Consider the following 13597-nt stretch of genomic DNA (forward strand, 5'->3'; position numbering starts at 1 on the left):
AGTGCAGGGCACCGTCAACTTCGGGGCCGTTTTGCCCTTACCCCAACCCCTCTCACCGCTAGGGCGAGGGGCTTTGGTGGTGTAGGTGCGATGTTGGCCGCAGGGTCAAGTCTGGTTCCGATGCTGCGATGGCTTGTAGTGCAAGGCACCGTCAACTTCGGGGCCGTTCTGCCCCTCACCCCAACCCCTCTCCCCGGTGGGGCGAGGGGCTTGGTGGTGTAGGTGCGGTGTTGGTCGTAGCCAACGCTGTGCATGGCGATTGCGGCCAACCTTGCGCCCTGTCACCCCTCTCCCGCGGGCGGGAGAGGGGCCGGGGGTGAGGGTGGCGCGGCTCAGGCCGCGCCGGCCAGGAAGTCCTGCGCAAAGCGCTGCAGCACGCCGCCGGCCTGGTAGACGCGCACCTCGGCAGCGGTGTCGAGGCGGCAGGTTACCGCTACCTCCACGCTGCTGCCGTCGCGGCGGTGTACTACCAGCGTCAGGTCGCCACGCGGCGCCAGCTCGCCCTGGATGTCGTAGGTTTCGCTGCCGTCCAGGCCCAGTGTCAGCCGCGTGGTGCCGGGTTTGAACTCCACCGGCAACACGCCCATGCCGATCAGGTTGGTGCGGTGGATGCGCTCGAAGCCTTCGGCCACGATCACTTCCACCCCCGCCAGGCGCACGCCCTTGGCCGCCCAGTCGCGCGAGCTGCCCTGGCCGTAGTCGGCGCCGGCCACGATGATCAGCGGTTGCTTGCGCGCCATATAGGTTTCGATAGCTTCCCACATGCGCATGACCTTGCCTTCCGGCTCGACGCGTGCCAGCGAGCCCTTTTTCACTGCGCCGTCTACCACGGCCATTTCGTTCACCAGTTGCGGGTTGGCAAAGGTGGCGCGCATGGCGGTGAGGTGGTCGCCGCGGTGGGTGGCGTAGCTGTTGAAGTCCTCTTCCGGCAGGCCCATCTTGGCCAGGTATTCGCCGGCGGCAGAGCTGGCCAGGATGGCGTTGGACGGCGACAGGTGGTCGGTGGTGATGTTGTCCGGCAGCACCGCCAGCGGGCGCATGCCCTTCAGCGTGCGCGGGTTGGCCGCCAGCGCGCCCATGCCTTCGGTGTCCCAGTACGGCGGGCGGCGGATATAGGTGGACATCGGGCGCCACTGGTACAGCGGGCTGTCGGCCTGCTGCGCTTCGCCCAGGTCGAACATCGGGATGTACACCTGCTTGAACTGCTCCGGCTTCACGCTGGCGGCCACGATGGCGTCGATCTCCTCGTCCGACGGCCACAGGTCTTGCAGGCGGATCTCGCGGCCGTCTACCACGGCCAGCACGTCTTGCTCGATGTCGAAGCGCACGGTGCCGGCCAGCGCGTAGGCCACCACCAGCGGCGGCGACGCCAGGAAGGCTTGCTTGGCGTAGGGGTGGATGCGGCCGTCGAAGTTGCGGTTGCCGGACAGCACGGCGGTGGCGTACAGGTCGCGCTCGATAATCTCTTGCTGGATGGCCGGGTCCAGTGCGCCGGACATGCCGTTACAGGTGGTGCAGGCGTAGGCCACGATGCCGAAGCCCAGCTGTTCCAGCTCTGGCAGCAGGCCGGCTTCTTCCAGGTACAGCTTGGCCACCTTGGAGCCCGGTGCAAACGAGGTTTTCACCCACGGTTTGCGGGTGAGGCCCAGTGCGTTGGCTTTTTTGGCTAGCAAGGCTGCGGCCACCACGTTGCGCGGGTTGCTGGTGTTGGTGCAGCTGGTGATGGCGGCAATGATCACCGCGCCGTCCGGCAGTTGGCCGCGGGCTTCTTCGTCGCGGGCAGCGGCCAGCTTGGCGGCGTCGGCAATGCCGCGCTCGGCTAGCGCCGAGGTGGGCAGGCGTTTGTGCGGGTTGGACGGGCCGGCCATATTGCGCACTACGCCGGACAGGTCGAAGCGCAGCACGCGCGGGTATTGCGCGGTTTTCAGGTCGTCGGCCCACAGCCCGGTGTGGCGGGCGTAGTTTTCCACCAGCGCCACTTGTTCCGGCTCGCGGCCGGTGAGCTTCAGGTAGGCAATGGTTTGCGTGTCGATGTAGAACATGGCGGCGGTGGCGCCGTACTCCGGGCACATATTGGAGATAGTGGCGCGGTCGCCGATGGACAGGCTGTCGGCGCCTTCGCCGAAGAACTCCACCCAGGCACCTACCACGCGCTCTTTACGCAGGAACTCGGTCAGCGCCAGCACGATGTCGGTGGCGGTAATGCCGGGTTGGCGCTGGCCGGTGAGCTCTACGCCCACGATGTCGGGCAGGCGCATCATCGACGGGTGGCCCAGCATGACGGTTTCGGCTTCCAGGCCGCCGACGCCGATGGCGATCACGCCCAGCGCATCAACGTGCGGGGTGTGGCTGTCGGTGCCGACACAGGTGTCGGGGAAGGCCACGCCGTCACGCAGCTGAATCACCGGCGACATTTTTTCCAGGTTGATCTGGTGCATGATGCCGTTGCCGGCCGGGATCACGTCCACGTTCTTGAACGCGGTGCGCGTCCAGTTGATGAAGTGGAAGCGGTCTTCGTTGCGGCGCTCTTCGATGGCGCGGTTTTTGTCGAAGGCTTGCGGGTCGAAGCCGCCGCACTCCACCGCCAGCGAGTGATCGACGATGAGCTGGGTGGGCACCACCGGGTTTACCTGCGACGGGTCGCCGCCCTGGTCGGCGATGGCGTCGCGCAGGCCGGCCAGGTCCACCAGCGCGGTCTGGCCCAGGATGTCGTGGCACACCACGCGCGCCGGGTACCAAGGGAAGTCCAGGTCCTGGCGGCGTTCGATCAGCTGGGTCAGCGCGTCGGTCAGCAGCGCGGGTTCGCAGCGGCGTACCAGCTGCTCGGCCAGCACGCGGGAAACATAGGGCAGGGTGGCGTAGGCGCCGGGGGCGATGGCGTCCACGGCAGCGCGGGTGTCGAAGAAGTCGGCCGGGCTGCCGGGCAGCGGTTTGCGGTATGGGCTATTCATGGCTTGGGCACGAGGGTGTGGTGCCTGCCTGGCGGCCAACGTTGGCCGCAGGCGGGCGTGTTATTCGGCAAAAAGGCCACGCTGCGGGCAGCGTGGCCGGGTGCTTAGCGCTGGGCCAGCGGTACGAAGGGCTGGTCTTCCGGCCCGGTGTAGTTGGCCGATGGGCGGATGATCTTGCCGTCGATGCGCTGTTCGATCACGTGGGCACTCCAGCCGCTGGTGCGGGCAATGACGAACAGTGGGGTGAACATGGCGGTGGGCACGCCCATCATGTGGTAGCTCACGGCGCTGAACCAGTCCAGGTTGGGGAACATCTTCTTGATGTCCCACATCACCGATTCCAGACGCTCGGCAATGTCGTACATCTTGGTGTCGCCGGCGGCTTTGGACAGCTCGTGGGCCACTTCCTTGATGACTTTATTGCGCGGGTCGCTGATGGTGTACACCGGGTGGCCAAAGCCGATTACGACTTCTTTGCGCTCAACGCGGGCGCGGATGTCGGCTTCGGCTTCGTCCGGGCTGTCGTAGCGTTTCTGCACTTCGAAGGCCACCTCGTTGGCGCCGCCGTGTTTCGGGCCGCGCAGCGCACCGATGGCACCGGTGATGGCGCTGTGCATGTCGGAGCCGGTGCCGGCGATAACGCGGGCGGTGAAGGTGGAGGCGTTGAATTCGTGCTCGGCGTACAGGTTGAGCGAGGTGTGCATGGCGCGTACCCATTGCTCGGACGGTTTCTGGCCGTGCAGCAGGTGCAGGAAGTGGCCGCCGATGCTGTCGTCGTCGGTTTCTACCTCGATGCGCTTGCCGTTGTGGCTGAAGTGGTACCAGTACAGCAGCATCGAGCCCAGGCTGGCCATCAGGCGGTCGGCAATGTCACGGGCGCCGGCGATGTTGTGGTCGTCTTTTTCCGGCAGCGCGCAGCCCAGGGCCGATACGCCGCTGCGCATCACGTCCATCGGGTGGGCGTTGGCCGGCAGCGCTTCCAGTACCGCTTTCACGGCGGCGGGCAGGCCGCGCAGGCTCTTCAGTTTTTTCTTGTAGCCAGCCAGCTCGGCCGGGCTGGGCAGCTTGCCGTGCACCAGCAGGTAGGCCACTTCTTCGAATTCACAGTGGGCGGCCAGGTCCAGGATGTCGTAGCCGCGGTAGTGCAGGTCGTTGCCGCTGCGGCCAACGGTACACAAGGCGGTGTTGCCGGCCGCTACGCCGGACAGGGCGACGGATTTTTTCGGTTTGCCAATCACTACTTCACTCATGCCACTTCTCCTTTGTGCTGCCGTACCCGTATGCGGGCGGCCTGCTGTGTCATTGCGGCGGGGCCGCGATCGTGAACCGGGTGCAGGGCTGGCCAGGCGCTCTGTGTTATCTGTGGCGTGCGGCCAACCCTGCTAAAGGTGCCTTACTTGTTTTTGCCTTCGGCGAACAGGGCGTCCAGCTTCTGTTCGTAGCCGTGGTAGCCCAGGTGGTCGTACAGGTCCATGCGGGTCTGCATGGTATCCACCACGTTTTTCTGGCTGCCGTCGCGGCGAATAGCACCGTACACGTTCAGCGCGGCCTGGCTCATGGCGCGGAAGGCGGACAGCGGGTACAGCACCAGGCCCACGCCGTTGGCGCCCAGCTCTTCGGTGGTGTACAGCGGGGTAGCGCCAAACTCGGTGATATTGGCCAGAATCGGCACTTTCACCGCCTCGGCAAACTGCTTGTACATGGCCAGGTCGGTGATGGCTTCCGGGAAGATCATGTCGGCGCCGGCTTCCACGCAGGCCACGGCGCGCTCGATGGCGGCGTCCAGGCCTTCCACCGCCAGCGCGTCGGTGCGGGCCATGATCACCATGCCGTGTTTGCGGGCATCGACGGCGGCTTTAACGCGGTCGACCATTTCTTCCTGGCTCACGATGGCTTTGTTGGGGCGGTGGCCGCAGCGTTTCTGCTGCACCTGGTCTTCGATATGCACGGCAGCGGCACCGGCTTTTTCCAGACTGCGTACGGCGCGGGCGATGTTGAAGGCGCCACCCCAGCCGGTGTCGATGTCGACCAGCAGCGGCAGCTCGCTGGCGTCAGTGATGCGGCGTACGTCGATCAACACGTCTTCCAGCGTGGTGATGCCCAGGTCGGGAATGCCGCAGGAGCAGGCGGCCACGCCGCCGCCGGACAGGTACAGTGCCTTGAAGCCGCTGTGTTCGGCCAGGCGCGCAGCGTAGGCATTGACTGCGCCCACCACTTGCAGGGGTTTTTCTTGGGCTACCGCATCGCGGAAGCGTTGACCGGGTGTCGTCATCTGGCGTCTCCTGCCTGTGTTCTGGGGTACTTGCCTGGCATTCTAGCAAGTGCTTGGTTTTTTGATAAGCGTTTTTTGTCTGGCAATCTGCCAGGCTGGGCGAGTGTGGCGCATTTGTCTGCCACATCTTGAAACACGGCACAGCGGGCGCATCTGGTATATAGCCTGCTGCTTGCGTGTGCCTGTTTACTGGCGGGTGAACTTATTTTGACGTATGCAGGTCATAGCCTTGCCTTGCATCGGCGTGAGCCGCTACTAAACAAAACCAAGCAGGGCGAATCAGGGAGAAATTGATAACGATGAGTGATCGTGAACTCGACCAGCAGCTGGTGGAGAGGGCGCAGCGTGGTGAGAAGCGCGCTTTCGACCTGCTGGTGTCGAAGTATCAGCGGCGATTGTCGCGCCTGTTGTCGCGCTTTATTCGTGACTCGGCCGATATCGAGGATGTCACGCAGGAGGCGTTTGTCAAAGCCTACCGCGCGCTGCCCTCGTTTCGTGGCGAGAGTGCTTTTTACACCTGGCTGTACCGTATTGGCATCAATACGGCGAAGAATTTCCTGACCTCGGCCGGCCGCCGGCCCGTGGTCAGCGCGGAGTTCGAGGATGAGGATGGCGAGAGTCTGGATATGGCTAGCCAGATACCGGACCACCACACCCCGGAAGCCGAGATGATGAATCAGCAGATACTCTCTGCCGTGAATGCGGCGGTAGAGCGTTTGCCTGAGGAGTTGCGCACAGCGATCAGCCTGCGGGAAATGGAAGGCTTGAGCTATGAGGAAATTGCCAGCGCAATGAACTGCCCGATAGGCACGGTGCGCTCACGGATTTTCCGTGCGCGTGAAGCAATCGCGACCGAGTTGCGTCCTTTGCTGGATACAGCCAAGAACAAAAGATGGTGAGCAGATTATGAAAGAAACCCTTTCTTCCCTGATGGATGGCGAACTGAGCGACAAGGACGCCGCTCAGGCCATGCAAATGCTGGGTAACGACGACCAGCTCAAAGCCGCCTGGCAGGAGTATCACCTGATTGGTGATGCCCTGCGTGGCAATGCCCTGCTGCAGGTGGATGTGCGCGAACAGGTGTCGGTAGCACTGCAGGCCGAGCCTACCGTGCTGGCGCCACGCAGCATGGCGCGCAAGCCGGCCAGGCCGGTGGCCCGCTTTGCCCTGGCTGCTTCGGTAGCGATGGCGGGTGTGGTGGGCTGGTACAGCTGGCAAGGCCAGCAGGCGAGTGATCCGGCCCTGATGGCGCAAGCTGTGCCCACGCCGAGTGCCCAGGTACAAGTCGTGAATGCGGCCAACCAGTCCTATCTGGATGCGCATCAGGACATCAGCCTGAGTGATGGCCTGGCGCGTGCCAGCCTGGTGCAACCTGCGGCGAAAGGTCTGCATTGATGCGTGTCATAGCTGCCTGTGTTGTAGCAGCCTTGCCGTTGGCCGCTTTGGCGGACGACGACTGGGCGTTGCTGGACAAAGCTGCCGAAGCGGCGGTAAACCTGCCGCTGGCTGCCACCTATATGCACCAGCTCGGTGGCGAGCTGGAAACCTTCCGTCTGCAGCGTGTGGTGGAATCCGGCGTGGTGCGCGAGCGGCGCGAATCGCTGGATGGCATGCCACGCGAGATCGTGCGGGTAGGTAACGAGCTGACCTGCTACGCGCCGGATGCCAAATCGCTGAATGCGGCCAAGCTCAGTGCCATCAAGCTGTTCCCGGCCTTGTTGCCCGATAATGTGGAAGAGCTGGCGCAGGGGTATCAGCTGGCGCGCGGCGGTATGGATCGTGTCGCGCAGAAAGATTGCCAGTGGCTGGTGCTGAAACCCAGGGACGTAGCCGGGCGCTACACCCAGCGTTTCTGTATCGACCCGCAAAGTGCGCTGCCGCTGAAAGTGGTGACCGCCACCGCCAAAGGCGAGGTGGTTGAGCAGTTTGCCTTTACCGAATTGCAGCTGCAGCCACCCAAGGATAAATCCCAGCTCAAGCCGCGTTACAAGCAAAGCCTGGCGCTGGGCAAGGTAGGTGGTGTGCAGCAGGGTATGCAGCCTATGCACGACATCAAGGGCTTGCCCAGTGGCTTTCGCATGGTGCGCTTTGTAAACCGCCCGCTGCCCGGCCATGAGAAAGCCGTACAGCATTACGTGTTCTCTGACGGTTTTGCCAAGGTGTCGCTGTTTGTCGAGGCGGCCAGCGGCGAGGGCGTCAACCAGAGCTCGGCCACGGCGGCCAATGGCATTGGCGTGGCTTCGCGCCAGAGCGGGGACATGTTGCTGACGGTGGTGGGCGATCTGCCCGAAGCCGGCCTGCAGTCCGTGCTGAAGAATATCCGCCTGACTGCTCGCTAAATGATAGAAACCGAAGCGCGCGTGCTGTCCGTGGAACCCGGCTTTGCCTGGGTTGAACCACGGCCGCACTCGCCTTGCGGGCAGTGTCACCCTGAACATGGCTGCCGCTCCTTGCAAATGGCACGCATGTTTGCCCTGCGCGAGCCGCGCTTTCGGGTGCTGGACCCGCTGGGCGTTGCCCCGGGGCAGCGCGTGAATATCGCGGTGCCGGAGTCGGGCGTGCTGCGTAGTGCCGGCTTGCTGTACGTGTTGCCAGTGCTGGCGCTGATCGCCGGCGCCATGCTGGGTAGCCGTTACGGCGACACCACGGCTGCGCTGCTGGCGCTGGTTTGTTTGTTGTTCACTTTGGGCTGTGTGCATCTTTATGCACGGCGCTTGGCGGCAGATGTCCGCTATCAGCCGCATATTGCCAGCCTTGTCGATGTTCAGACTGTTTCCATGGAGTTTGTCAAAACATGCCGATCAAGAAGCTGATTGTCTCTTCCATGATGGTAGCCGGCCTGCTGGGCGGCTCTGCCCCCCTGATGGCGGCCCCGCAGCTGGCGCTGCCGGATTTCACCCAGCTGGTGGAAAACCAGGGCCGTGCCGTGGTGAATATCCGCACCGTGCAAACCGTGCGCGAAGTGGTGCGTGACGTGCCGGAAGGCATGGAAAACGACCCGTTTGCCGAATTTTTCCGCCGTTTTGCCCCGCCGCAGCTCAGAGAGTACCAAGCTGGTGGCATGGGCTCCGGTTTTATCCTGTCTGCTGACGGTTACGTGCTGACCAATGCGCATGTGATTGCCGATGCTGACGAAATGATTATTACGCTAAACGACAAGCGCGAATTCAAGGCCAAGGTAGTCGGCTCCGATGCCCGCACCGACGTGGCCTTGCTGAAAATCGATGCGGCTGGCCTGCCATTTGTGAAGCTGGGCAAGGTAGACCAGCTCAAAGTGGGTGAGTGGGTGCTGGCCATCGGCTCGCCGTTCGGTTTTGACAGTACCGTTACCTCGGGCATTGTGTCGGCCAAGGGCCGTCACCTGCCTGACGAATCGTACGTGCCTTTCATCCAGACCGATGCGGCGGTCAACCCGGGTAACTCCGGCGGCCCGCTGTTCAACCTGAAGGGTGAGGTGGTCGGCATCAACTCGCAGATTTACAGCCGTTCCGGTGGTTTCATGGGTATTTCGTTTGCCATCCCGGTGGACGTGGCGCTGGATGTGGCCGAGCAGCTCAAAAAGAACGGCAAGGTCAGCCGCAGCCGGATTGGTGTGTCGATCCAGGATGTGTCCAAGGAGTTGGCCGCATCTTTTGGCTTGCAGGATGCCCAGGGTGCGTTGATTACTTCGGTTGAAAAAGACGGCCCGGCCGCCAAGGCTGGCGTACGCGCTGGCGATGTGGTGCTGCAGGTGGGCGGCAAGGCGGTAGATGGCAGCGAAGACTTGCCGCGCCTGTTGGGTGGTGTGTTGCCCGGCAGTAAGGTGGAGCTTGGCGTGTGGCGTGGCCGCGCGCTGGTGAAAGTGGCGCTGGTGACGGCCGAAATGCAGGATGAAGACCCGCGTACGGCCGAGCGCGCCTACAAGGGCAAGCAGGAAGGCGGCCAAGATGAGGTTGGCACCACGACCGGCCTCGCCTTGCAGGCGGTAGCGCCGGCCTTGTTGCAGAAGCTTGGCGTGAAGTTTGGCCTGGCGGTGCGTGGCGCCACCGGCCCCGCACTGAAAGCCGGCATGCAGCAGGGCGATGTGATTGTCGGGGTAGGTGGTGAAGAACTGCAGTCCGCCCGCCAGCTGGTGCAGGCGATCCAGGCGGTCAAGCCGGGAGATGCCTTGGCCTTGCGCGTACTACGTGACGGTGCGCCATTGTTTGTTGCCCTGAAACCCGAGAAGAAAACCCGTTGAAAACCCTGACTTTATACTTTCGGGAGTACTGCAGCCTGTGCCACCAGATGCTGGCGCAGCTGCAGCCGCTGCAGGCACAGTACGGCTTTGATATCGATGTAGTCGATGTGGATGCCGACCCGATACTGGAAGAGCGCTACAACGAGCTGGTGCCGGTTCTGGTGGATGGTGATACCGAAATCTGCCATTGGCACCTGGACGAAGCCAAGTTGGCCGCACGATTGGCTGCACACACGGGCGAAATCGGCTAAAATCCGCGCCAGTGTTGAGTTAGCAAGGGCACATCTCGGTGCCCTTAATTTTTGCTGGATTCCGATGAAACATATCCGAAATTTTTCGATCATTGCCCATATTGACCATGGCAAATCGACCCTTGCAGACCGTTTTATCCAGTATTGCGGCGGTCTGGAAATGCGTGAAATGAGCGCCCAGGTGCTCGACTCGATGGATATCGAGAAAGAACGCGGCATTACCATCAAGGCGCAAACCGCAGCCTTGCAATACAAGGCGCGTGATGGCCAGGTGTATAACCTGAACCTGATCGACACCCCGGGGCACGTGGATTTCTCCTACGAAGTATCGCGCTCGCTGTCTGCCTGCGAAGGCGCACTGCTGGTGGTGGATGCCTCGCAGGGTGTGGAAGCGCAAACCGTAGCCAACTGCTACACCGCCATCGAGCTGGGTGTCGAGGTGGTACCGGTACTGAACAAGATCGACTTGCCAGCGGCCGACCCGGAACGCGTTAGCCAGGAAATCGAAGACATCATCGGCATTGAAGCCATCGACGCCGTGCGCGCCTCGGCCAAGTCCGGCATTGGTATCGAAGACATCCTGGAAACCGTGGTCAGCAAGATTCCGCCGCCGGAAGGCGACCCGGAGGCGCCGCTGAAAGCGCTGATCATCGACTCGTGGTTCGATAACTACGTGGGTGTGGTGATGTTGGTGCGCGTCATTGACGGCAAACTCAAGCCAAAAGACAAGATCAAGTTTATGGCTACCCAGGCCGAGCACCTGTGCGAACAGGTCGGTGTGTTTACGCCGAAATCGGTACAGCGGCCAACCCTGAATGCAGGCGAAGTAGGTTTTGTCATTGCCGGCATCAAGGAACTGAAATCGGCCAAGGTGGGCGACACCATCACGCTGGCTGCCAAGCCGGCCAGCGAGGCGCTGCCTGGCTTTAAAGAGGTGCAGTCGCAAGTGTTTGCCGGTCTGTACCCGGTAGAAAGCCACGACTACGAAGCGCTGCGCGATGCACTGGAAAAACTGCAGCTGAACGACGCCTCGCTGAAGTACGAGCCGGAAGTGTCGCAGGCGCTGGGCTTTGGCTTCCGCTGCGGCTTCCTGGGGCTGTTGCACCTGGAAATCGTGCAGGAGCGCCTGGAGCGCGAGTTCGACATGGACCTCATCACCACCGCGCCAACGGTGAACTACGAAGTGGTGATGAAAGACGGCGTGGTCGAGGTGGTATCCAACCCGTCGCGCATGCCGGACGCCGGCAAGTACGAAGACCTGCGCGAGCCCATCATTACCGCCACCATCCTGGTGCCGCAAGACTATGTGGGCTCGGTGATGACGCTGTGCAATAACAAGCGCGGCGTGCAGCGCAATATGCAGTACATGGGCCGCCAGGTCATGCTGACCTACGATCTGCCAATGAACGAAGTGGTGATGGACTTCTTTGACAAACTCAAATCCACCAGCCGTGGCTACGCCTCGCTGGATTACGAGTTCAAAGAGTTCCAGAGCGCCGACCTGGTCAAGCTGGACGTGCTGGTCAACAGCGAAAAAGTGGATGCATTGAGCCTGATCGTGCACCGCGCTTCCAGCGTGTACCGTGGCCGCGAGCTGGTGTCCAAAATGCGCGAGCTGATTCCGCGCCAGATGTTCGATATCGCGGTGCAGGCAGCCATCGGCGGCCACATCATCGCCCGCGAAACCGTGAAGGCTCTGCGCAAAAACGTCTTGGCCAAGTGCTACGGCGGTGACATCACGCGTAAGAAAAAGCTGCTGGAAAAACAGAAAGCCGGTAAGAAGCGTATGAAACAGGTGGGTAATGTGGAGATTCCACAAGAAGCCTTCCTGGCCATTCTGCAAGTCGGGGATAAATAATGGGTTCGAATCTGGTCTGGATCTGGTCGGTGCTGGCCGTTGTTGGCGTGATGTTGATCCTGTTTTCCGGCAAGGATGCCGACGGCAAGTCCGCGTCTACCGAGTGGGGCTATCTGGCCGTGCTGGGTGGCTGCTTTGGCCTGCTGTCCGGCTACATGACCTTCTCGGCCGTGATGCTGATCATCGTGCTGGTGACCGGCAGTATCTGGGCGCTGGACAAGTTCATGCTGGCGCGCCGCCGCGAGCCGGGTGCCATGGTGCCGCACTACATCGACTTCCCGCGCGGGTTTTTTCCCATCATCGCGGTGGTGTTCCTGTTGCGCTCCTTCCTGGTTGAGCCATTCCAGATTCCTTCCAGCTCCATGCGCCCCGGCCTGATCGTGGGTGACTTTATCCTGGTGAACAAGTTCAGCTACGGCCTGCGCGTACCGGTACTGAACAACGTACTGGTGCCGGTGGGCAAGGTTGAGCACGGCGACGTGGTGGTGTTCAACTACCCTGAAGACGAAAAGGTCAACTTCATCAAACGCGTTATCGGCCTGCCTGGCGATGTGGTGAGCTACCGTGACAAGCAGCTCACCATCAACGGCAAAGCGGTAGAGCATGTGAGCCAGGGCGAACACCAGTACCTTGAAAAAGGTCTGATGATGGTGCAGACCCAGCAGTATCAGGAAACTATCGAGGGCAAAACCTTCCGTACCCTGGTCGTGCCGGAGGCCCCGGCCTATATGCCGCAAGGCGTGCGCCAGTTTGCCGGCCATGAAAACTGTGAATATGTCGAGAACGGCTTTACCTGCAAGGTGCCGGCCGGGCAGTACTTCATGATGGGTGACAACCGCGACAACAGCGAAGACAGCCGTTACTGGGGCTTTGTGGAAGACCGCCTGCTGGTAGGCAAGGCCTTCCTGGTGTGGATGAACTTTGGCGACCTGAGCCGTATCGGTAGCCGCATTCATTAAGCGAGGCATTATGCGCAAGCAGCAGGGGTTTTCTTTATTGGTGGTCATGGCCATGGGTATCGTGGCGGCGACCGTGGTACTGATGTTTCTCAAGATCGTGCCGGTGTATTCCGAATACTATGCCGTCAAGGAAACACTGGACGCCATGGCGCAAAACCCCGGCAAGACTGAAGACGAGCTGCGCCGCGATTTTGCCAACCGTGCCGCGGTGCAGGACATCGTATCGCTGCGCGCAGGTGACCTGGTGATCGTCAGCAGCCCCACTGTTATTGGTGTGGGTGCGCGCTACCGCCGTGAAGTACCGTTACGCGACCATGTGAAACTGGTCTTTGATTTTGAATACCAGGCAGGGGCACCTGTACTGAAAGACGCAAAATAAACTGTGAGCAATCAAGACAACCGTTTCCGGCGCCTGACCCAGGCGCTGGATTATTTTTTTACGCAGCCTGCGCTTTTGCGCCAGGCGCTGACGCACCGCAGCTTTGGTACGCCCAATAACGAGCGTTTCGAGTTTATCGGCGACAGCATCCTGAACTACACCGTAGCACGCATGCTGTTCGACCGGTTCCCGCAGCTGAGCGAGGGCGAGCTGTCGCGCTTGCGCGCCAACCTGGTTAATCAGAACACGCTGGCCGAGCTGGCGCACGAGTTGAAGCTGGGCGATTACCTGTACCTGGGCGAGGGCGAGCTGAAAAGCGGCGGTTATAACCGGCCGTCGATTCTGGCCGATGCGCTGGAGGCCACCTTCGCGGCCATCAGCTTTGACGCCGACTTCATGGCGGCAGAGCAGGTGGTGCGCCGGCTGTACGCCAGCCGCGTGGCCGCCATCGACCCTACCAAGCACGCCAAGGATGCCAAGACCCGTCTGCAAGAAGCACTGCAAGCGCGCCGCCATACCCTGCCGCGCTATACCATACTGCAGCAGAGCGGCGAGGCGCACGAGCAGAGCTTCCGCGTGCAGTGCGACCTGGCCGAGCTGTCCATCATGACCACCGGGGATGGCAACAGCCGCCGCGGTGCAGAACAGCAGGCTGCCGAAGCGGCGCTGTTGCTGCTTGAACAACACTTTGCCGCTGGCAAGAAATAA

Annotated in this window: 13 protein-coding genes; 10 read left to right on the forward strand and 3 right to left on the reverse strand. The window is 61.9% G+C overall.

From position 1 onward, the window contains the following. Window positions 1-332 precede the first annotated feature (332 nt). From acnD to prpB, 3 genes are all read right to left on the reverse strand, one after another. Window positions 333-2951: a Fe/S-dependent 2-methylisocitrate dehydratase AcnD gene (gene acnD, locus PQU95_RS13560; protein ID WP_272752502.1), complete on the reverse strand. Its 2619-nt coding sequence runs from the start codon at window positions 2949-2951 to the stop codon at window positions 333-335. A 104-nt stretch (window positions 2952-3055) separates the two neighbouring features. Then, window positions 3056-4201 carry a bifunctional 2-methylcitrate synthase/citrate synthase gene (gene prpC / locus PQU95_RS13565; protein ID WP_272752503.1) on the reverse strand — a complete coding sequence of 382 codons (1146 nt, stop codon included), beginning with the start codon at window positions 4199-4201 and terminating at the stop codon, window positions 3056-3058. Window positions 4202-4344: 143 nt separating this feature from the next. Then, a complete protein-coding gene (gene prpB, locus PQU95_RS13570; protein ID WP_272752504.1) occupies window positions 4345-5223 on the reverse strand; it encodes a methylisocitrate lyase in 879 nt (292 codons plus the stop codon). Between the two features lie 299 nt (window positions 5224-5522). Here prpB and rpoE point away from each other — a divergent pair, with 299 nt between their 5' ends. The 10 genes from rpoE to rnc all read left to right on the forward strand — a co-directional run bounded on the left by rpoE (window position 5523) and on the right by rnc (window position 13597). After that, window positions 5523-6122 carry an RNA polymerase sigma factor RpoE gene (gene rpoE, locus PQU95_RS13575; protein ID WP_147682240.1) on the forward strand — a complete coding sequence of 200 codons (600 nt, stop codon included), beginning with the start codon at window positions 5523-5525 and terminating at the stop codon, window positions 6120-6122. Window positions 6123-6129: 7 nt separating this feature from the next. After that, window positions 6130-6618 (forward strand): sigma-E factor negative regulatory protein, encoded by a 489-nt coding sequence (locus tag PQU95_RS13580; RefSeq protein WP_272752505.1) that lies wholly within the window; start codon window positions 6130-6132, stop codon window positions 6616-6618. After that, window positions 6618-7562, forward strand: a complete 945-nt coding sequence (locus tag PQU95_RS13585) for a MucB/RseB C-terminal domain-containing protein (protein ID WP_272752506.1) — start codon at window positions 6618-6620, stop codon at window positions 7560-7562. Before PQU95_RS13580 ends, PQU95_RS13585 begins: the two co-directional genes overlap by 1 nt. Continuing rightward, window positions 7563-8036 carry a SoxR reducing system RseC family protein gene (locus PQU95_RS13590; protein ID WP_272752507.1) on the forward strand — a complete coding sequence of 158 codons (474 nt, stop codon included), beginning with the start codon at window positions 7563-7565 and terminating at the stop codon, window positions 8034-8036. Further along, entirely contained in the window at window positions 8018-9442 is a 1425-nt protein-coding gene (locus PQU95_RS13595) for a Do family serine endopeptidase (RefSeq protein ID WP_272752508.1), read from the forward strand. Before PQU95_RS13590 ends, PQU95_RS13595 begins: the two co-directional genes overlap by 19 nt. Next, window positions 9439-9693, forward strand: a complete 255-nt coding sequence (locus tag PQU95_RS13600) for a glutaredoxin family protein (RefSeq protein WP_272752509.1) — start codon at window positions 9439-9441, stop codon at window positions 9691-9693. The genes PQU95_RS13595 and PQU95_RS13600 overlap by 4 nt, the downstream gene beginning before the upstream one ends. Window positions 9694-9757: 64 nt before the next feature. Next, window positions 9758-11551, forward strand: a complete 1794-nt coding sequence (gene lepA, locus PQU95_RS13605) for a translation elongation factor 4 (protein WP_026107985.1) — start codon at window positions 9758-9760, stop codon at window positions 11549-11551. Next, on the forward strand, window positions 11551-12510 hold the full coding sequence (gene lepB, locus PQU95_RS13610; protein WP_272752510.1) for a signal peptidase I: 960 nt from the start codon (window positions 11551-11553) through the stop codon (window positions 12508-12510). Before lepA ends, lepB begins: the two co-directional genes overlap by 1 nt. Window positions 12511-12520: 10 nt before the next feature. Further along, complete coding sequence (locus tag PQU95_RS13615) at window positions 12521-12889, forward strand: DUF4845 domain-containing protein (RefSeq protein ID WP_272752511.1); 369 nt, start codon at window positions 12521-12523, stop codon at window positions 12887-12889. A 3-nt stretch (window positions 12890-12892) separates the two neighbouring features. Further along, complete coding sequence (gene rnc, locus PQU95_RS13620; RefSeq protein ID WP_147682249.1) at window positions 12893-13597, forward strand: ribonuclease III; 705 nt, start codon at window positions 12893-12895, stop codon at window positions 13595-13597.

Source organism: Vogesella aquatica, assembly GCF_028548455.1.
Classification (GTDB): Bacteria; Pseudomonadota; Gammaproteobacteria; order Burkholderiales; family Chromobacteriaceae; genus Vogesella; species Vogesella aquatica.

What these genes read in the sequence shown, in the direction of transcription:
- prpB (WP_272752504.1), bottom strand. Translation starts at nt 5,223, where the DNA reads ATGACGACACCCGGTCAACGCTTCCGCGATGCGGTAGCCCAAGAAAAA.
- PQU95_RS13590 (WP_272752507.1), top strand. Translation starts at nt 7,563, where the DNA reads ATGATAGAAACCGAAGCGCGCGTGCTGTCCGTGGAACCCGGCTTTGCC.
- lepB (WP_272752510.1), top strand. Translation starts at nt 11,551, where the DNA reads ATGGGTTCGAATCTGGTCTGGATCTGGTCGGTGCTGGCCGTTGTTGGC.
- PQU95_RS13615 (WP_272752511.1), top strand. Translation starts at nt 12,521, where the DNA reads ATGCGCAAGCAGCAGGGGTTTTCTTTATTGGTGGTCATGGCCATGGGT.
- rpoE (WP_147682240.1), top strand. Translation starts at nt 5,523, where the DNA reads ATGAGTGATCGTGAACTCGACCAGCAGCTGGTGGAGAGGGCGCAGCGT.
- prpC (WP_272752503.1), bottom strand. Translation starts at nt 4,201, where the DNA reads ATGAGTGAAGTAGTGATTGGCAAACCGAAAAAATCCGTCGCCCTGTCC.
- PQU95_RS13580 (WP_272752505.1), top strand. Translation starts at nt 6,130, where the DNA reads ATGAAAGAAACCCTTTCTTCCCTGATGGATGGCGAACTGAGCGACAAG.
- PQU95_RS13595 (WP_272752508.1), top strand. Translation starts at nt 8,018, where the DNA reads ATGCCGATCAAGAAGCTGATTGTCTCTTCCATGATGGTAGCCGGCCTG.
- lepA (WP_026107985.1), top strand. Translation starts at nt 9,758, where the DNA reads ATGAAACATATCCGAAATTTTTCGATCATTGCCCATATTGACCATGGC.
- PQU95_RS13585 (WP_272752506.1), top strand. Translation starts at nt 6,618, where the DNA reads ATGCGTGTCATAGCTGCCTGTGTTGTAGCAGCCTTGCCGTTGGCCGCT.
- acnD (WP_272752502.1), bottom strand. Translation starts at nt 2,951, where the DNA reads ATGAATAGCCCATACCGCAAACCGCTGCCCGGCAGCCCGGCCGACTTC.